We start from the raw sequence: 18,396 nt of genomic DNA, 5'->3' as shown, positions 1-18,396 counted from the left end.
CCACCGAAGTGCTTGGCCAGCACGTTGGTGATAGCTGCAGTCAGGGTGGTTTTACCGTGGTCAACGTGGCCGATGGTGCCGACGTTTACGTGCGGTTTATTACGCTCAAATTTTTCTTTAGACACGACGTAGTCCTTCTAGGTTAAACCCGCCTACCGTCGTAGGCGGGGAATCTTAAATTACTTGGATTTGCGCTCTTCGATCACGGCTTGTGCAACGTTGGTCGGTGCATCGTGATACTTGGCGAATTCCATGGCGTAGGAAGCGCGACCCTGGGTAGCGGAACGCAGTGCAGTTGCATAACCGAACATTTCGGCCAGCGGCACCAGAGCACGTACGATCTTGCCGGACGGGCCATCTTCCATACCTTCGATCAGGCCACGACGACGGTTCAGGTCACCGATAACGTCGCCCATGTAATCTTCCGGAGTTTCAACTTCTACTTTCATGATCGGTTCGAGCAGAACCGGGTTGGCTTTCATGAAGCCAGCCTTAAAGGCCATGGAAGCAGCGATTTTGAACGCCAGTTCGGAAGAGTCGACATCGTGGTAAGAACCGAAGTGCAGACGCACACCCAGATCCATAACCGGGTAACCAGCCAGCGGACCAGATTTGAGCTGCTCACGGATACCTTTATCAACACCCGGGATGAATTCACCAGGAATGACACCACCTTTGATGTCGTTGACGAATTCGTAGGCTTTGCCTTCTTCCAGCGGGTACATGTCGATAACAACATGACCGTACTGACCGCGACCACCAGACTGCTTGGCATGCTTGCCTTCGATGTCTTTAACGGTGGTACGGATGGTTTCACGGTAAGCAACCTGCGGCTTACCTACGTTGGCTTCAACCTTGAACTCGCGACGCATACGGTCAACGATGATGTCCAGGTGCAGCTCACCCATACCAGCGATGATGGTTTGACCTGACTCTTCGTCAGTCCATACGCGGAAGGACGGATCTTCCTGAGCCAGACGGCCCAGTGCCAGACCCATCTTCTCCTGGTCAGCCTTGGTTTTCGGCTCAACCGCGATAGAAATTACCGGCTCCGGGAATTCCATACGCTCGAGGATGATCGGTGCGTTCGGGTCACACAGGGTGTCACCAGTGGTCACGTCTTTCAGACCGATGGCAGCAGCGATGTCACCAGCGCGTACTTCTTTGATCTCTTCACGCTTGTTGGCATGCATCTGAACGATACGGCCAAAACGCTCGCGCTTGTCCTTGACGGAGTTCAGCACGGTGTCACCGGAGTTGATCACGCCAGAGTAGACACGGAAGAAGGTCAGGTTACCAACGAACGGGTCGGTAGCGATCTTGAACGCCAGAGCAGAGAACGGCTCGTCATCGGAAGCGTGACGCTCGTCTTTGGTCTCGCCGTCCATTTTCAGGCCGTCGATAGCAGCAACGTCGGTCGGAGCCGGCAGGTACTCGATCACGGCATCCAGCATGGCCTGTACGCCCTTGTTCTTGAACGCGGAGCCACAGGTTACCAGGATGATTTCGTTGTTCAGCACGCGCTGACGCAGAGCACCCTTGATCTCTTCCTCGGTCAGCTCTTCGCCGCCCAGGTATTTTTCCATCAGGTCTTCAGACGCTTCAGCAGCGGCTTCAACCAGATTCATGCGCATTTCTTGCGCCTGTTCCAGCAACTCGGCCGGGACGTCTTCGTAATCGAAGGATACGCCCTGATCAGCTTCATTCCAGTTGATGGCTTTCATCTTGACCAGGTCAACGACGCCCTTGAAGTTCTCTTCAGAGCCGATGTTCAGCTGAAGGGGAACCGGAGTACCTTTCAGACGGGTCTTGATGTGCTCAACGCAGCGCAGGAAGTTGGCGCCGGTACGGTCCATCTTGTTGACGAACGCGATACGGGGAACCTTGTACTTGTTAGCCTGACGCCATACGGTTTCAGACTGTGGCTGTACGCCACCTACGGCACAGTACACCATCACGGCACCGTCCAGAACACGCATTGAACGCTCTACTTCGATAGTAAAGTCAACGTGGCCCGGGGTATCGATGATGTTGATACGGTGCGGTTGGAACTGTTTACCCATACCGGACCAGAAAGCGGTGGTCGCGGCGGAGGTGATGGTGATACCACGCTCTTGTTCCTGTTCCATCCAGTCCATGGTGGCAGCGCCATCGTGAACTTCACCGATCTTGTGACTTACACCGGTGTAAAACAGTACGCGCTCGGTAGTAGTAGTCTTACCGGCGTCAATGTGAGCGGAGATACCGATGTTACGATAACGCTCAATGGGGGTTGTACGAGCCATTGTCATCCTCTTACTAAGGCGCTTGTCCCTAGATAATTAAAGGTGCGCAGAGTCAAAAGACCCTGCGCAAGCGGATTACCAGCGGAAGTGAGCGAAGGCTTTGTTCGCTTCAGCCATACGGTGAACGTCTTCACGTTTCTTGACAGACGAACCCTTATTGTCAGCGGCATCCAGCAGCTCGCCAGCCAGACGCTGAGCCATTGATTTTTCACCACGTTTACGAGCGGCATCAACCAACCAGCGCATTGCCAGGGCATTGCGACGTACCGGACGAACTTCTACCGGCACCTGATAGGTTGCACCACCGACGCGACGAGATTTAACCTCGACCGCCGGACGAATGTTATCCAGAGCTTCTTCGAATACGGCCAGGTGCTCTTTGCCAGATTTGGTGGCAATGATGTCCAGGGCGCCATAAACAATGGCTTCTGCAACAGATTTCTTACCGTCAACCATTACTACGTTGACAAATTTAGCCAGCAGCTCTGATCCGAACTTGGGATCTGGCAGGATTTTACGCTGACCAACAACACGACGTCTTGGCATTTCAAATTCTCCGTAACTTCAGGGATTACCCAAAACTAGAAAGCTATCTAACTAGAAACGAATTAACGTTTGGCCTTACTTAACGGAGAACCATTAAGCTTTAGGACGCTTCACGCCATACTTGGAGCGAGCCTGCTTACGGTCTTTAACACCGGCACAGTCCAACGCACCACGAACGGTGTGATAACGAACACCTGGCAAGTCTTTTACACGACCGCCACGGATCAGAACAACAGAGTGCTCTTGCAGGTTGTGACCTTCACCGCCGATGTAGGAGGTGACTTCGAAGCCGTTGGTCAGACGTACACGGCACACTTTACGCAGTGCAGAGTTAGGCTTCTTCGGGGTGGTGGTATATACACGAGTGCATACGCCACGCTTCTGAGGGCACGCTTCCAGCGCCGGCACGTTGCTTTTCACAACGAGCTTGATGCGTGGCTTGCGAACCAACTGGTTAATAGTTGCCATCAAAAGGCTCCTGATAATGACTTCATAAACGTGTGGAAAATCCTCCCCGCAGATACGGGGACGCGAAATTTTATGCCCTGTTGTCTGGGGAGTCAAGATTTATACAATTTGCGTCACAAAAGGGCAATTCGGATCCGTTTGCTTTCACGACATCGCCTTGAATTTTCTTGAAAATATGCTTCTCAGCCACCCCAGGTGCGCGGGGAACCTTTTTGCGCAATCAGTGCCACCAGATCCGCCATATCGAGCAGATTGCCCACCCGATGCTGCAAACCGCGAGCTTGCAGATCTTCCTGCATCACATAAAGCGGGATACCCGCCAACCGCTCGATCCACTGGGGAGCCGATGCCGCAATCACGGCATCCTGCATCAGTACCAGCTCATCCTCGGGCTGAAGGTATGAGAGCGCCTCTGCCAGAGCCTGACTCTGAAAGGGGGAGTTCAATATCAGATGCAACATGGAGACCTCAAAAGCTGATGTGAGTCGAACATTGTGCCCAGCGCCGAGCCAGTTCCTGGCGCGGCAAACTCTCGACGGGGATCAGCAGATCATCCACTGTCACGCCACGCTCTGCCAGCGAGTCAGCACAAACATAGACCTCTTCGATGTCATAGAGTTCCAGCATCTTGAAGGTGGGCGCGTAGTGGCGCTGCAAAATGGCGGCAGGTTGCTGATCCTTGAGCAGTTGCAGCACGCCGTCCCCAATCAGGAAGAGGGCCAGCTCATCGGTCATGGCCGAGGTGGCCAGCAGGGCATCCAGTCCTTCCCGGCCGGCGGCATGGCCATGGGGGCCACGACTGCAGATAAAGGCGATTTTCTTGCTCATGACTCCCCCTAGAACTGAACCAGCCGATCGGCGGTGAGCGCAGCCTCGGCCAACTGGCCCAGACCGCTCAGACAAAATGGCTCTTGCAGATTGAAGTGCACCACCCCCGCCCCCTTGGCCTCCTGTTCATCGAGCACACCGCGTCGCATGGCGGCGGCGACGCAGACGTCGATACGGATCCCCTGCTCTTCTGCCAGCTCTCGCCACAGACGCACCAGGTCAGTCTCATCGGATGCAGGCAGATGCAGACCGTTGCCGTTGCAGACCCCGTCCTGATAGAAGAACAGGTGGGACAAGGTATGCCCCTGCGCCAAAAGGGTGCGGGCAAAACGATAGGCGGTGCTGGCCGACTGGGTGCCATAGGCAGGCCCCGTGACCAGGATGGCAAAACTCAGACTCATAGCAGGACTCCTGTGCTGACCCGGTCCATTTTACGCCAAAAACAAAAAAGCCCCTGCCAGGAGGGGCTTGATTCGATCTGTTGATCAGAGATGGGCAATCGCCTCGACCTCGACCAGCACATCTTTCGGCAGACGGGCCACCTCTACGCAGGAGCGAGCTGGCGCCGCATCGCCAAAGTAACGGGCATAGACCTGATTGAAGGCAACGAAGTTGTTCATGTCGCTCAGGAAGCAGGTGGTTTTGACCACTTTGCTGGCATCGGCACCCGCAGCGTGCAACACGGCAATCAGATTCTTCATCACCCGCTCGGCCTGCTCTTCAATGCCGCCAGCCACGATTTCCATGGTGGCAGGATCGAGCGGGATCTGCCCGGAGGTGAAGATCATCTCGCCAACCTTGGTAGCCTGAACATACGGACCAATCGCGGCAGGCGCCTTGTCGGTTGCAATCACTTCTTTAGCCATTCATCTATCCCCTTCTGGAATGAGTTACTCGTTCTCGTCTTCACCCTGCTTGCGCTGTCGGATGTAAAGATAAACGGTATGTTTTGAAATATTGAGTTTGTCCGCCACCAGATTGATCGAATCCTTGATGTCGAAAATGCCCTTCTCGAACAGCTGGGTCACGATGAAGCGGTTCTTGGCATTGTTGGCCACGGTGGGATCGCGATTGATCTCGTCGATGGTGTTATCCACCGTCTGGGCAACCAGCTCTTCCACGCTGTTGGCGAAGGTCTCTGGTGACTGGCGCGCCGCCTGCTGGGGCGTCGGGAAAAATTCGGCCACGAACTCGTGGAAGGGCGCATTGATGTGCAGGTTGATGCAAATAAGTCCCACTACTTGCCGCTCGCTGTTGCGAATGGCGATGGTGCTCGACTTCATCAGCGCGCCAGTACGGCTGCGAGCGAAATAGCTCTGGGTGTAATCCTGGCCGGTGCTCTCGATGTCCTTGAGCATGCGCAGGGCGAGATCGGTGATGGGCGCCCCGAGGGTGCGTCCGGTATTGAAGCCGTTGGCGATCTTGATCACCGACTCGTGCAGATTTTCCAGGGAGTGGAGTACCACTTCACAATGCTTGCCGAACAGCTCGGCCAAGCCATCGATGAGCCCATCGTATGAGCGCAACAATTCCCTGTCTTCATCTGTAAAAGTGCGGCTGATCAGCTGTTCTTCGGGAAGCATGGCTTCCTCGATACCGACAGTCATGTTCTACCCCTGTAATAACCATTCAACTTTCCCGAGTTTTAAATTGCAGGGGAGTAAAGTCAACTTTTTTTGATTTTTTACTCTACAACTTTGCTCTGGATCATCCTGAAACCCGCGCTGCGTCTACCTTTGCCGAGGAATTGGCCAACAAAAAGGGCTCCTTGAAGGAGCCCTTTTCAATCACGGATGACGACTTACTCTTCGTCGAAGCTACCGGCTGCGTTCAGCAGATCCGCCAGGTTCTGCTCTGCTTCATCAGCGGTCACCTGCGGGGTACCAACAGCACGAGCTGCGGCAGCACGCTGGTTGATCCGGCTATGGTGGTAGGCAAAGCCGGTACCAGCCGGGATCAGACGACCCACGATGACGTTCTCTTTCAGGCCACGCAGTTCGTCACGCTTGCCACCAACGGCGGCTTCGGTCAGAACGCGAGTGGTTTCCTGGAAGGAAGCCGCGGAGATGAAGGACTCGGTGCTCAGAGATGCCTTGGTAATACCCATCAGAACATGACGGTAGGTCGCAGGGGTCTTGCCCTCGGCAACCAGCTTACGGTTGGCAATCTTCACACGAGCAACTTCAACCTGTTCGCCTTCGATCAGGTCGGTATCGCCAGCGCTCAGGATCTCGCACTTGCGCAGCATCTGACGAACGATGACTTCGATGTGCTTGTCGTTGATCTTAACGCCTTGCAGACGGTAAACGTCCTGCACTTCGTTGGCGATGTAGTTGGCGACCGGGCTGATACCGCGCAGACGCAGGATGTCGTGAGCAGACTCAGGACCGTCTGCCAGCACTTCACCCTTCTCAACTTTTTCACCTTCGAACACGTTCAGGTTACGCCACTTCGGAATCATCTCTTCGTAGACGTTGCCACCATCGGTCGGGGTAATGACCAGACGGCGTTTGCCCTTGGTCTCTTTCCCGAAGGAGATGGTACCGGAGATCTCGGCCAGAATTGCCGGTTCCTTCGGTTGACGTGCTTCGAACAGATCCGCAACGCGCGGCAGACCACCGGTGATGTCCTTGGTACCGCCGGACTCTTGCGGGATACGCGCTACCGCGTCACCCACGCCCACGTTGGCACCATCTTCCAGGTTCACGATCGCCTTGCCCGGCAGGAAGTACTGGGCGGCTACATCGGTACCCGGGATCATCACGTCTTTGCCGTTCAGGTCGACCAGTTTAACGGTCGGACGCATCTCTTTACCGGCGCTCGGACGCTCGTTGACGTCCAGAACAACGATAGAAGAGAGACCGGTCAGCTCGTCGGTCTGACGAGTGATTGTCACACCATCGATCATGTGTTCGAACTGCAGGCGACCTGCCACTTCGGTGATGATCGGGTGGGTGTGCGGATCCCAATTGGCAACGGTCTCGCCAGCGCTCACGGCCTGGCCGTCCTTCACTTCCAGCACGGAACCGTAAGGCAGCTTGTGGCTTTCCTTGGTACGGCCCATGTCGTCCATGATGGTCAGTTCGGTAGAACGTGATGTGATAACCAGTTTGTCATCGCTGTTGTGAACGAACTTGGCGTTCTGCAGCTTGATGGTACCAGTGTTCTTGACCTGGATGCTGCTTTCAGCAGCAGCACGAGATGCAGCACCACCGATGTGGAAAGTACGCATCGTCAGCTGGGTACCCGGTTCACCGATGGACTGGGCGGCGATAACACCGACAGCCTCACCCTTGTTAACCAGGTGACCACGGGCCAGATCACGGCCATAGCAGTGAGCACAGTTACCGAAGTCGGTTTCACAGGTGATGGCAGAACGAACCTTCACACGGTCAACGGAGTTGCGTTCCAGCAGGTCACACAGCTGCTCGTCGAGCAGGGTGTTGCGAGCAACCAGGATCTCGTCCTCGGTACCCGGCTTGATGACATCTTCTGCCACCACACGACCCAGCACGCGTTCACGCAGCGGCTCGACCACGTCGCCACCCTCGATCAGCGGAGTCATCCACAGACCGTCGGTAGTGCCGCAATCGTCCTCGGTGATCACCATGTCTTGCGCCACGTCTACCAGACGACGAGTCAGGTAACCGGAGTTCGCAGTCTTCAGTGCAGTATCCGCCAGACCCTTACGAGCACCGTGGGTAGAGATAAAGTACTGCAGTACGTTCAGACCTTCGCGGAAGTTCGCGATGATCGGAGTCTCGATGATGGAGCCATCCGGCTTGGCCATCAGGCCACGCATACCGGCCAGCTGACGGATCTGAGCGGCGGAACCACGCGCACCAGAGTCAGCCATCATAAAGATGCTGTTGAACGAGGCCTGCTCTTCTTCTTCACCCAGCGAGTTGACGTTACGCTCTTTGGACAAGTTCTCCATCATGGCCTTGGAGACGCGCTCGTTGGCGCTGGCCCAGATATCGATAACCTTGTTGTAACGTTCGCCCGCAGTTACCAGACCGGACAGGAACTGGTCCTGGATCTCGGCAACTTCGGCTTCGGCTGCTGCGATGATCTCTTTCTTGGCATCCGGGATGACCATGTCATCGATACCAACGGAAGCACCGGACAGCGCCGCGTAGTGGAAACCGGTATACATCAGCTGGTCAGCGAAGATAACGGTGTCCTTCAGCCCCTGCTTGCGATAGCAGGTGTTCAGCAGACGGGAGATGAGCTTTTTGCCCAGCGCCTTGTTGGATACGCATTTGATCCAGTTCTGCGGATTGGCTTCCAGATCGGCCTGCTCGGCAGCAGTCAGCACCTTCGGCTCGTCGATCAGGGCGTATTCCATACCTTTCGGCAGGATCAGGCTCAGGATCGCACGACCAACGGTGGTGTTCTTCATCTCGGTCTTGGCAACCAGCTCACCGGCTTCGTTCTTCACGTACTCGGTGATGCGGCACTTGACGCGAGCATGCAGGTCGGCCAGACCAGCACGGTACACTTTCTCGGCCTCTTTCGGGCCGGACAGCACCATACCTTCACCCTTCGCATTGATGCGGGCGCGGGTCATGTAGTACAGACCCAAGACCACGTCCTGAGAAGGAACGATGATCGGCTCACCGGAGGCTGGCGACAGGATGTTGTTGGTAGACATCATCAGCGCACGCGCTTCCAGCTGGGCTTCCAAGGTCAGCGGTACGTGAACCGCCATCTGGTCACCATCGAAGTCCGCGTTATACGCAGCACAAACGAGCGGGTGCAGCTGGATTGCCTTGCCTTCGACCAGAGTCGGTTCGAATGCCTGGATACCCAGACGGTGCAGAGTCGGTGCACGGTTCAGCAGAACCGGATGTTCGCGGATCACTTCGTCCAGGATATCCCAAACGACAGCTTCCTCGCGCTCCACCATCTTCTTGGCGGCCTTGATAGTGGTCGCCAGACCGCGGGTTTCCAGCTTGCCATAGATGAACGGCTTGAACAGTTCCAGCGCCATCTTCTTCGGCAGACCGCACTGATGCAGACGCAGAGTCGGGCCTACGGTGATAACGGAACGACCGGAGTAGTCGACACGCTTACCGAGCAGGTTCTGACGGAAACGACCCTGCTTACCCTTGATCATATCGGCCAGGGATTTCAGCGGGCGCTTGTTGGAACCGGTGATGGCACGACCGCGACGGCCGTTATCCAGCAGCGCATCGACGGACTCTTGCAGCATACGCTTTTCGTTGCGCACGATGATGTCCGGAGCAGCCAGATCCAGCAGACGCTTCAAGCGGTTGTTACGGTTGATCACGCGACGGTACAGATCGTTCAGATCGGAAGTCGCGAAACGGCCGCCGTCCAGCGGTACCAGCGGACGCAGGTCCGGCGGCAGCACAGGCAGCACTGTCATGATCATCCACTCCGGCTTGTTGCCGGACTGCAGGAAAGCTTCCATCAGCTTCAGACGCTTGGTGGTCTTCTTGCGCTTGGTCTCGGAGTTGGTTTGATCCAGCTCCTCACGCATGGTTTTGACTTCACCTTCCAGATCGATAGCGCGCAGCAATGCCAGGATTGCTTCGGCACCCATCTTGGCGTCAAATTCGTCGCCCCACTCTTCCAGCGCATCCAGGTACTGCTCTTCAGAGAGCATCTGGCTGCGTTCGAGGTTGGTCATGCCCGGCTCGATTACGACGAAAGATTCGAAGTAAAGCACGCGCTCGATGTCGCGCAGGGTCATGTCCAGCAGCAGACCGATACGGGACGGCAGGGACTTCAGGAACCAGATGTGGGCAGTCGGGCTGGCCAGCTCGATGTGGCCCATACGCTCACGACGGACCTTGGTCTGGGTCACTTCAACGCCGCACTTCTCACAGATCACACCACGGTGTTTCAGGCGCTTGTACTTGCCGCACAGACACTCGTAGTCCTTCACCGGTCCGAAGATACGGGCGCAGAACAGACCATCACGCTCCGGCTTGAAAGTCCGGTAGTTGATGGTCTCAGGCTTTTTGACCTCACCGAATGACCAGGAGCGGATCATGTCAGGAGAGGCCAGACCGATCTTGATACTGTCAAACTCTTCGGTCTTGGTCTGAGCCTTCAAAAACTTGAGTAAGTCTTTCACGTGTTTCCCCTGTCAGGAGTCTAACCTCGGCGCCCCGGCTGCCAAAACAGCGGGGCGCCCACGTCAATTCTCGAACAATAAGAGCGAGCTCTTACTCTTCGTCCAGCTCGATGTTGATACCCAGAGAGCGGATTTCCTTCAGCAATACGTTGAAGGATTCGGGCATGCCCGGCTCCATACGGTGGTCGCCATCCACGATGTTCTTATACATCTTGGTACGGCCATTCACATCGTCAGACTTGACGGTCAGCATTTCCTGCAGGGTATATGCCGCACCGTAAGCCTCCAGGGCCCACACTTCCATCTCACCGAAACGCTGACCACCGAACTGAGCCTTACCACCCAGCGGCTGCTGGGTAACCAGGCTGTAAGAACCGGTAGAACGCGCGTGCATCTTGTCGTCGACCAGGTGGTTCAGCTTGAGCATGTACATGTAACCAACGGTTACTTTACGCTCGAAGCGGTTACCGGTACGGCCATCGAACAGATCAATCTGACCGGATTCCGGCAGATCGGCCAGCTTCAGCAGGGCTTTGATTTCGCGCTCTTTGGCACCATCAAACACTGGAGTAGCAACCGGCAGACCCTTACGCAGGTTACCCACCAGGGTACGTACGTCGTCATCAGACAGTTCGGCGATGTTCACTTGCTGGGTGTCCTTCTCGCCCAGGTCGTAGACCTGTTGCAGGAAGTTGCGCATCTCGTGCAGCTCGCGCTGCTCTTTGACCATGCGATCGATCTTCTCGCCGATCCCCTTGGCCGCAAGGCCCAGGTGCACTTCGAGGATCTGACCGATGTTCATACGGGATGGTACGCCCAACGGGTTCAGTACGATGTCGACCGGACGGCCGAACTCGTCATGAGGCATATCCTCGACCGGACAGATCTTGGAGATAACACCCTTGTTACCGTGACGGCCCGCCATCTTGTCACCCGGCTGGATGCGACGCTTGACTGCCAGATAAACCTTGACGATTTTCAGTACGCCCGGCGCCAGATCATCACCCTGGATAATCTTGCGACGCTTGTTCTCGAACTTCTTGTCGAACTCGGCTTTCAGCTCAACGTGCTGTTCAGCGATCTGCTCCAGTTCGGTCTGCTTGGCTTCATCTTCGATGGCCAGTTCAAACCACTTGGAACGCTCCAGCTTGTTCAGACGATCTTCGCTGTAACCGGCGGCCAGCAGCAGGTTGCGGGAGCGGCCGAAAATGCCGTCTTCCAGGATCTTGAACTCTTCGGTCAAGTCCTTCTTCGCTTCCTTCAGCTGCATCTCTTCGATTTCTTTGGCGCGCTTGTCTTTTTCCACGCCATCGCGGGTAAAGACTTGCACGTCAACCACAGTACCGTACACACCGTTCGGTACACGCAGGGAGGAGTCCTTCACGTCGGACGCCTTCTCACCGAAGATGGCGCGCAGCAGCTTCTCTTCCGGAGTCAGCTGGGTTTCACCTTTCGGCGTTACCTTACCGACCAGAATGTCGCCGCCCTTCACTTCGGCACCCACGTAGACGATACCGGACTCGTCCAGCTTGGACAGAGCGGCTTCACCCACGTTCGGGATGTCAGCAGTGATCTCTTCCGGACCCAGCTTGGTGTCACGGGAGATACAGGCCAGTTCCTGGATATGGATGGTGGTCAGGCGATCTTCCTGAACAACACGCTCGTTCACCAGGATCGAGTCTTCGAAGTTGTAACCGTTCCACGGCATGAACGCGACGCGCATGTTCTGACCCAGAGCCAGTTCACCCAGATCGGTGGACGGGCCGTCAGCCAGTACGTCGCCAGCCATGACCGGCTCACCCAACATCACACAAGGACGCTGGTTGATACAGGTGTTCTGGTTGGAACGGGTGTATTTGGTCAGGTTGTAGATGTCGATACCGGCTTCGCCTGGCATCAGCTCATCTTCATTTACCTTGATAACGATACGGGAGGCATCGACGTAGTCGATCATGCCGCCACGCTTGGCCACTACGGTTACACCGGAGTCAACGGCCACAGCGCGTTCCATACCGGTACCTACCAGCGGCTTGTCAGCGCGCAGGGTCGGTACAGCCTGACGTTGCATGTTTGAACCCATCAATGCGCGGTTCGCGTCATCGTGTTCCAGGAACGGGATCAGGGCCGCTGCCACAGATACGATCTGCTGCGGGCTCACGTCCATATACTGGATCTGGTCGGCGTTCATAAAGGTGGATTCACCTTTGTGACGGCACGGGATCAATTCATCTTTCAGACGGCCATCTTCGGTGGTCGCGGCGTTAGCCTGTGCGATCACGTACTTGCCTTCTTCAATAGCAGACAGGTAGTCCACTTCGTCGGTGATCACACCGTCAATGACCTTGCGGTACGGGGTCTCGAGGAAACCGTACTCGTTGGTACGAGAGTACACGGACAGGGAGTTGATCAGACCGATGTTCGGACCTTCAGGAGTCTCGATCGGGCACAGACGACCGTAGTGGGTCGGGTGTACGTCTCGGACTTCAAAGCCGGCACGCTCACGAGTCAAACCGCCCGGGCCCAGCGCAGAGATACGGCGCTTGTGGGTCACTTCGGAGAGCGGGTTGTTCTGGTCCATAAACTGGGACAGCTGGCTGGAACCAAAGAACTCTTTGACTGCGGCGGAGATCGGCTTGGCGTTGATCAGATCCTGCGGCATCAGGGTGTCCAGGTCGCCCAAGGAGAGACGCTCCTTGACCGCACGCTCGACACGCACCAGACCGACACGGAACTGGTTTTCAGCCATTTCACCGACAGAACGGATGCGACGGTTACCCAAGTGGTCGATATCGTCCACTTCGTCGTTACCGTTACGGATGTCGATCAGGCGCTTCATTACATCGACGATATCGTCTTTGGTCAGTACGCCAGCGCCAGTCTCGTCTTCACGACCCAGACGGCGGTTGAACTTCATCCGACCTACGGTAGACAGGTCGTAACGTTCGGCAGAGAAGAACAGGTTTTCGAACAGCTGCTCTGCTGCTTCACGTGTCGGCGGCTCGCCCGGACGCATCATGCGGTAGATTTCTACCAGCGCTTCCAGACGGTTGGTGCTGGAATCGACGCGCAGGGTCTCGGACATGTAAGCACCGTGGTCCAGTTCGTTGGTGAACAGAACCTCGAAATGCTTGAAGCCGGCCTGGGACAGGTTGGCAATCGCTTCCAGACTCAGAGCTTGGTTGGCTGCCACTACCAGTTCGCCAGTTTGCGGATGTGCGTAGTCCTTGGCAGCAACTTTGCCAACAACGTACTCAACCGGTACCTCAATCTGGGTAACGGCGTCTTTTTCCAACTGACGGATGTGACGCGCAGTCACACGACGACCGGTCTCAACCACCACGGCACCATTGGCCACGATGTCGAAGGTCGCTGTTTCGCCACGCAGGCGCTCCGGCACCAGATCCATCATCAACTTGCCATCTTTGACCTCGAAACCGATGGTTTCGAAGAAGGTGGCCAGGATCTCTTCGGAAGTGAAGTCCAGGGCGCGCAGAATGATGGATGCCGGCAGTTTGCGACGACGGTCGATACGGACAAACAGGTTGTCTTTCGCATCGAACTCGAAGTCCAGCCAGGAGCCACGGTAGGGGATAACGCGGGCGTTATACAACACCTTACCGGATGAATGTGTTTTGCCTTTATCGTGGTCGAAGAAGACGCCCGGGCTGCGGTGCAGCTGGGAAACGATAACCCGCTCGGTACCATTGATAACAAAGGTGCCGTTCTCGGTCATGAGCGGAATTTCGCCCATGTATACTTCTTGTTCCTTGATGTCTTTGACGGTGCCGGCAGCTGCTTCACGGTCGTACAGAACCATACGAAGCTTGACACGCAGCGGCGCGGAGTAGGTCACTCCACGGATCTGGCATTCTTTTACGTCAAATACCGGCTCACCCAGGCGATAGCTGACATACTGAAGCTCAGCACTACCGGAGTAACTGGTGATCGGGAAAACGCTACGGAAAGCGGCCTCTAGGCCATATTCACCTTCCGGGTCAGCCTCGATGAACTGCTTGAAGGAGTCCAGCTGAATGGACAACAGATAAGGCGTGTCCAGTACCTGGTCTCGCTTACCGAAGTCCTTACGAATGCGTTTTTTTTCGGTATAAGAGTAAACCATAGGGTTCCTCAGCTCGCTGATAAGTGACCCACTCTGTCCCGCGGGACAGCTCTGTCTCAACACCGTTTTGTGTTGGCCCGGACGAAAGAAGACAGTCCGGATTGCTGGTGCACCGAGAGTCGTAAACGGTGTGAAATGCTCTCAGTCTACAGCGCAAAAAGGCTGGTGAACAAAAATTCACCAGCCCTAGCCTGTTTTATCAGGCTAATCTACATAAATGCAGATTATTTGATCTCAACAGAAGCACCGGCAGCTTCCAGCTCTTTCTTCAGAGCTTCAGCTTCGTCTTTGGATACGGCTTCTTTCAGGTTAGCCGGAGCAGCTTCTACCAGATCTTTAGCTTCTTTCAGGCCCAGACCGGTAGCGCCACGAACGGCTTTGATGACGGCAACTTTGTTGGCACCGGCAGCAGTCAGAACTACGTCGAACTCGGTCTTCTCTTCTACTGCTTCAGCGGCCGGACCGGCAGCAACAGCAACAGCGGCAGAAACACCGAACTTCTCTTCCATAGCTTCGATCAGCTCAACAACTTCCATTACGGACATGGAAGCAACGGCTTCGATGATTTGGTCTTTAGTGATAGACATGACAAAAATTCCTGATGTTGAATAAACTCAAACAGCCTAAATAGGCGAGAATCAAGCAGCAGCTTGTTTCTGGTCGCGAACAGCAGCGATAGTACGAACCAGCTTGCCAGCAGAGGCTTCCTTCATGGTAGCCATCAACTTCGCAATTGCTTCTTCGTAAGTCGGCAGCGTGGCCAGACGATCAATTTGTGCTGCGGCGATAAACTCACCGTTAAAAGCGCCAGCCTTGATTTCGAACTTTTGGTTCGCTTTGGCAAACTCTTTGAACAGACGAGCAGCAGCGCCCGGGTGTTCGTTAGAGAAAGCAATCAAGGTAGGACCGGTAAATGCGTCGTTCAGGCACTCGTATTCGGTACCTTCTACCGCGCGACGCAGCAGGGTGTTACGCACAACGCGCATGTACACACCGGCTTCACGAGCGGTTTTACGCAGGACGGTCATCTTGTCTACAGTGACACCGCGAGAATCGGCAACAACTGCAGAAAGAGCGCCTTTGGCAGCTTCGTTGACTTCAGCAACAATTGCCTTTTTGTCTTCGAGTCCCAATGCCATTGGCTTAACTCCTGGATTGAATCCGGGTCAAATGACCCAGTACTGACACATCCCCCCTACCTTTACAACAGAGGGGAACGATGCGGTAGCAGGATTCCAGAAGAGAAAGAATCTTTCTCGCTGGGTTTCCGGCACCGTCTACGCAGGAAACATTAAGGCTTTACAGCCTCCTGCGGTCTTGGACGGAGGTCGAAACCCCCAACCAATCAAGGCGCAAAATTATAGATTAAATTTTGCGCCTTGTAAAACCCATCAATTAGGCCTGAGCTTCCAGAGAAGCTTGGTCTACGGCAACACCGGCACCCATGGTGGTGGAGATGCTGACTTTCTTGATGAATTGACCTTTGGCGGAAGAGGGCTTGCCTTTTTTCAGGGCAACCAGCAGAGCTTCCAAGTTTTCTTTCAGCTGAACTTCGTTGAAAGAAACCTTACCCAGAGTGGTATGGATGATACCATTCTTGTCGTTACGGTAACGAACCTGACCAGCCTTGGCGTTCTTGACAGCTTCGGCAACGTTAGGAGTTACAGTACCAACTTTCGGGTTCGGCATCAGGCCGCGCGGGCCCAGGATTTGACCCAGTTGACCAACAACGCGCATGGCATCCGGGGATGCGATAACTACGTCGAAGTTCATCTCGCCTTTCTTAACCAGATCGGCCAGGTCATCCATACCTACCAGGTCAGCACCGGCAGCTTTAGCTGCTTCGGCATTGGCACCTTGGGTAAATACGGCAACGCGTACATCACGACCGGTACCGTGCGGCAGTACAGTAGCACCACGTACGTTCTGGTCAGATTTACGAGCGTCGATACCCAGGTTGACAGCAACGTCAACGCTTTCAACGAACTTGGCGGTAGCCAGTTCTTTCAGCAGGGCAATGGCTTCGTTGATGGAGTACTCTTTGGTACCGTCAACTTTTTCGCGAATAACGCGCATACGCTTGGAAAGTTTAGCCATTGTCTTAATCCTCCACTACCAGACCCATGGAACGAGCGGAGCCTGCGATGCAACGTACTTTTGCATCCAGATCGGCACCGGTCATATCCGGTTCTTTGGTCTTGGCGATTTCTTGCAGCTGGGCTACGGTCACCTTACCAACCTTGTCTTTGTTCGGCTTGGCAGAACCAGACTTGATGCCAGCAGCTTTCTTCAGCAGGAAGGAAGCAGGCGGAGTCTTGGTTTCGAAGGTGAAGGAACGGTCGCTGTAAACGGTGATCACGACCGGGGTCGGTGAACCTTTTTCCAGCTTTTCTGTACGAGCGTTGAACGCCTTACAGAATTCCATGATGTTAACACCGTGTTGACCCAGTGCAGGACCAACGGGAGGAGACGGGTTGGCTGCACCAGCAGCAACCTGCAGCTTGATATAAGCTGTGACTTTCTTAGCCATTAGGAAATTACCTCAAAAAATGGGTTCTAGCGCCTCGGAGACATGCTCCTGCAAACGGCTCCCCAACTAATAAAGGGGCAGAGAATTATAGAGATATTCGCTGCCCCTGACAACTGTTGAGTGAACAGAAATCAATCAGCCCTTTTCGACCTGACCGAAATCCAGCTCAACGGGAGTAGAACGACCGAAGATCAGTACAGAAACCTTCACGCGGCTCTTCTCGTAGTCCACCTCTTCAACGGTTCCATTGAAGTCGGCAAACGGACCATCGGCAACCCGCACCATTTCACCCGGTTCAAACAGGGTTTTCGGACGCGGCTTGTCGTGGGCATCCTGCAGACGGTTCAGGATGGCATCGGCCTCTTTGTCGGAGATCGGTGCCGGACGGTCGGAAGTACCGCCGATGAAGCCCATGACGCGCGGTACGTTACGCACCAGGTGCCATGTGGTTTCATCCATGATCATCTGAACCAGGACATAGCCCGGGAAAAACTTGCGCTCACTCTTGCGCTTCTGGCCTGCACGCATCTCGACCACTTCTTCGGTCGGGACCAGTACTTCACCGAACATGTCTTCCATGCCATGCATCTTGATATGCTCGCGCAGGGATTTGGCGACACGGCCTTCATAGCCGGAAAACGCCTGCACGACATACCATCTCATACGCTGTTCACGTTGTTCAGTCATGGCTTATCCTTACACACCGGTAATCAGGTTGACCAACCAGACCAAGGCGCCGTCCAGAACGAACAGCAGCAGCCCCATCACGGCGGTCACCGCCAGCACAATCAGGGTTGTCTGAATGGCTTCCTGACGGGTTGGCCATACGACCTTGCGGACTTCCAGGCGAGACTCACGGGCGAATGCCAGTGTTGCCTTCCCTTTGGTGGTTTGCAGGGCTACTGCACCGGCAGCAGCGATGACAATGACCACACCCAAGGCGCGGACGGCAGCAATAACATCGCTCAGTAGATAATTACCTACTACAGCGGCCACCAGGATAATGAAAACCAGGCCCCAAAGCAGGGTATCCTTGCTTCCGCCCTGGTTCTCAGAACTAACACTCATACAACCCACCTGTATCTGACGTAACCAAAGACACAAAAGCCCCGTACGAGACGAGGTATATGGCAGGGGCGGCAGGACTCGAACCCGCAACCATCGGTTTTGGAGACCGCTGTTCTACCAATTCGAACTACGCCCCTGCATAAGAAAGCCCCTATTATAGGGGCTTTGCTTTATTTATGTAAGCCAAAGATTAAGCGATAACTTTAGCTACAACACCAGCACCTACGGTACGGCCACCTTCACGGATAGCGAAACGCAGGCCGTCGTCCATTGCGATCGGTGCAATCAGGGTAACAACCATCTTGATGTTGTCACCCGGCATTACCATCTCTACGCCTTCCGGCAGTTCGATGGTACCGGTCACGTCGGTAGTACGGAAGTAGAACTGCGGACGGTAGCCTTTGAAGAACGGGGTATGACGACCACCTTCTTCTTTGGACAGCAC

General features: G+C 55.1%; 17 protein-coding genes, 1 tRNA gene and 1 pseudogene. All 19 read right to left on the bottom strand.

The genetic code is table 11. The features are described 5' to 3' along the window. Positions 1 to 125, bottom strand: a 125-nt coding sequence (locus G5358_RS15560) for a GTP-binding protein (RefSeq protein WP_234887766.1), incomplete at its 3' end; no start/stop codon positions are given. A gap of 54 nt (positions 126 to 179) precedes the next feature. Beyond that, a complete protein-coding gene (fusA, locus tag G5358_RS15555) occupies positions 180 to 2,285 on the bottom strand; it encodes an elongation factor G (protein ID WP_021229318.1) in 2,106 nt (701 codons plus the stop codon). A gap of 75 nt (positions 2,286 to 2,360) precedes the next feature. Continuing rightward, positions 2,361 to 2,831: a 30S ribosomal protein S7 gene (rpsG, locus tag G5358_RS15550; protein ID WP_005339911.1), complete on the bottom strand. Its 471-nt coding sequence runs from the start codon at positions 2,829 to 2,831 to the stop codon at positions 2,361 to 2,363. A 93-nt stretch (positions 2,832 to 2,924) separates the two neighbouring features. Further along, the gene (gene rpsL / locus G5358_RS15545) at positions 2,925 to 3,299 is read right to left on the bottom strand and encodes a 30S ribosomal protein S12 (RefSeq protein WP_005306278.1); all 375 of its coding nucleotides are present in this window, start codon (positions 3,297 to 3,299) and stop codon (positions 2,925 to 2,927) included. A 182-nt stretch (positions 3,300 to 3,481) separates the two neighbouring features. Continuing rightward, a complete protein-coding gene (tusB, locus tag G5358_RS15540; RefSeq protein ID WP_158110825.1) occupies positions 3,482 to 3,760 on the bottom strand; it encodes a sulfurtransferase complex subunit TusB in 279 nt (92 codons plus the stop codon). 7 nt (positions 3,761 to 3,767) lie between these two features. Further along, positions 3,768 to 4,127: a sulfurtransferase complex subunit TusC gene (gene tusC / locus G5358_RS15535; RefSeq protein ID WP_076495844.1), complete on the bottom strand. Its 360-nt coding sequence runs from the start codon at positions 4,125 to 4,127 to the stop codon at positions 3,768 to 3,770. 8 nt (positions 4,128 to 4,135) lie between these two features. Then, positions 4,136 to 4,528, bottom strand: a complete 393-nt coding sequence (gene tusD, locus G5358_RS15530) for a sulfurtransferase complex subunit TusD (protein WP_421324405.1) — start codon at positions 4,526 to 4,528, stop codon at positions 4,136 to 4,138. An 84-nt stretch (positions 4,529 to 4,612) separates the two neighbouring features. After that, positions 4,613 to 4,993 carry a RidA family protein gene (locus G5358_RS15525; protein ID WP_227341805.1) on the bottom strand — a complete coding sequence of 127 codons (381 nt, stop codon included), beginning with the start codon at positions 4,991 to 4,993 and terminating at the stop codon, positions 4,613 to 4,615. Positions 4,994 to 5,017: 24 nt separating this feature from the next. Beyond that, the gene (locus G5358_RS15520; RefSeq protein WP_005339902.1) at positions 5,018 to 5,734 is read right to left on the bottom strand and encodes a helix-turn-helix transcriptional regulator; all 717 of its coding nucleotides are present in this window, start codon (positions 5,732 to 5,734) and stop codon (positions 5,018 to 5,020) included. Between the two features lie 194 nt (positions 5,735 to 5,928). Continuing rightward, on the bottom strand, positions 5,929 to 10,233 hold the full coding sequence (gene rpoC / locus G5358_RS15515) for a DNA-directed RNA polymerase subunit beta' (protein ID WP_421260367.1): 4,305 nt from the start codon (positions 10,231 to 10,233) through the stop codon (positions 5,929 to 5,931). A gap of 91 nt (positions 10,234 to 10,324) precedes the next feature. Then, complete coding sequence (rpoB, locus tag G5358_RS15510; RefSeq protein WP_005341838.1) at positions 10,325 to 14,353, bottom strand: DNA-directed RNA polymerase subunit beta; 4,029 nt, start codon at positions 14,351 to 14,353, stop codon at positions 10,325 to 10,327. 224 nt (positions 14,354 to 14,577) lie between these two features. Beyond that, on the bottom strand, positions 14,578 to 14,940 hold the full coding sequence (rplL, locus tag G5358_RS15505; RefSeq protein ID WP_005341840.1) for a 50S ribosomal protein L7/L12: 363 nt from the start codon (positions 14,938 to 14,940) through the stop codon (positions 14,578 to 14,580). 51 nt (positions 14,941 to 14,991) lie between these two features. Further along, positions 14,992 to 15,492, bottom strand: coding sequence for a 50S ribosomal protein L10 (gene rplJ, locus G5358_RS15500; protein ID WP_005339895.1), 501 nt, complete (start codon positions 15,490 to 15,492; stop codon positions 14,992 to 14,994). A gap of 256 nt (positions 15,493 to 15,748) precedes the next feature. Continuing rightward, positions 15,749 to 16,450, bottom strand: a complete 702-nt coding sequence (rplA, locus tag G5358_RS15495; RefSeq protein ID WP_005339888.1) for a 50S ribosomal protein L1 — start codon at positions 16,448 to 16,450, stop codon at positions 15,749 to 15,751. Between the two features lie 4 nt (positions 16,451 to 16,454). Then, a complete protein-coding gene (gene rplK, locus G5358_RS15490) occupies positions 16,455 to 16,883 on the bottom strand; it encodes a 50S ribosomal protein L11 (protein WP_026456244.1) in 429 nt (142 codons plus the stop codon). Positions 16,884 to 17,018: 135 nt separating this feature from the next. Continuing rightward, positions 17,019 to 17,546, bottom strand: coding sequence for a transcription termination/antitermination protein NusG (gene nusG / locus G5358_RS15485; RefSeq protein WP_019840195.1), 528 nt, complete (start codon positions 17,544 to 17,546; stop codon positions 17,019 to 17,021). 33 nt (positions 17,547 to 17,579) lie between these two features. After that, a complete protein-coding gene (secE, locus tag G5358_RS15480; protein WP_005341843.1) occupies positions 17,580 to 17,951 on the bottom strand; it encodes a preprotein translocase subunit SecE in 372 nt (123 codons plus the stop codon). Positions 17,952 to 18,011: 60 nt separating this feature from the next. Continuing rightward, positions 18,012 to 18,088: transfer RNA gene (locus tag G5358_RS15475), tRNA-Trp, on the bottom strand. Positions 18,089 to 18,141: 53 nt separating this feature from the next. Beyond that, positions 18,142 to 18,396 (bottom strand): annotated as a pseudogene (tuf, locus tag G5358_RS15470) (elongation factor Tu); the annotation flags it as partial.

Source organism: Aeromonas sp. 604176 (assembly GCF_049170755.1).
Lineage (GTDB): Bacteria > Pseudomonadota > Gammaproteobacteria > Enterobacterales > Aeromonadaceae > Aeromonas > Aeromonas veronii_A.
This window is presented reverse-complemented; position numbering and strand designations above follow the sequence as displayed.

What these genes read in the sequence shown, in the direction of transcription:
- G5358_RS15525 (WP_227341805.1), bottom strand. Translation starts at nt 4,993, where the DNA reads ATGGCTAAAGAAGTGATTGCAACCGACAAGGCGCCTGCCGCGATTGGT.
- secE (WP_005341843.1), bottom strand. Translation starts at nt 17,951, where the DNA reads ATGAGTGTTAGTTCTGAGAACCAGGGCGGAAGCAAGGATACCCTGCTT.
- rplJ (WP_005339895.1), bottom strand. Translation starts at nt 15,492, where the DNA reads ATGGCATTGGGACTCGAAGACAAAAAGGCAATTGTTGCTGAAGTCAAC.
- fusA (WP_021229318.1), bottom strand. Translation starts at nt 2,285, where the DNA reads ATGGCTCGTACAACCCCCATTGAGCGTTATCGTAACATCGGTATCTCC.
- rplK (WP_026456244.1), bottom strand. Translation starts at nt 16,883, where the DNA reads ATGGCTAAGAAAGTCACAGCTTATATCAAGCTGCAGGTTGCTGCTGGT.
- tusB (WP_158110825.1), bottom strand. Translation starts at nt 3,760, where the DNA reads ATGTTGCATCTGATATTGAACTCCCCCTTTCAGAGTCAGGCTCTGGCA.
- rpsL (WP_005306278.1), bottom strand. Translation starts at nt 3,299, where the DNA reads ATGGCAACTATTAACCAGTTGGTTCGCAAGCCACGCATCAAGCTCGTT.
- rplL (WP_005341840.1), bottom strand. Translation starts at nt 14,940, where the DNA reads ATGTCTATCACTAAAGACCAAATCATCGAAGCCGTTGCTTCCATGTCC.
- nusG (WP_019840195.1), bottom strand. Translation starts at nt 17,546, where the DNA reads ATGAGATGGTATGTCGTGCAGGCGTTTTCCGGCTATGAAGGCCGTGTC.
- G5358_RS15520 (WP_005339902.1), bottom strand. Translation starts at nt 5,734, where the DNA reads ATGACTGTCGGTATCGAGGAAGCCATGCTTCCCGAAGAACAGCTGATC.
- rplA (WP_005339888.1), bottom strand. Translation starts at nt 16,450, where the DNA reads ATGGCTAAACTTTCCAAGCGTATGCGCGTTATTCGCGAAAAAGTTGAC.
- tusD (WP_421324405.1), bottom strand. Translation starts at nt 4,528, where the DNA reads ATGAGTCTGAGTTTTGCCATCCTGGTCACGGGGCCTGCCTATGGCACC.
- rpsG (WP_005339911.1), bottom strand. Translation starts at nt 2,831, where the DNA reads ATGCCAAGACGTCGTGTTGTTGGTCAGCGTAAAATCCTGCCAGATCCC.
- tusC (WP_076495844.1), bottom strand. Translation starts at nt 4,127, where the DNA reads ATGAGCAAGAAAATCGCCTTTATCTGCAGTCGTGGCCCCCATGGCCAT.
- rpoB (WP_005341838.1), bottom strand. Translation starts at nt 14,353, where the DNA reads ATGGTTTACTCTTATACCGAAAAAAAACGCATTCGTAAGGACTTCGGT.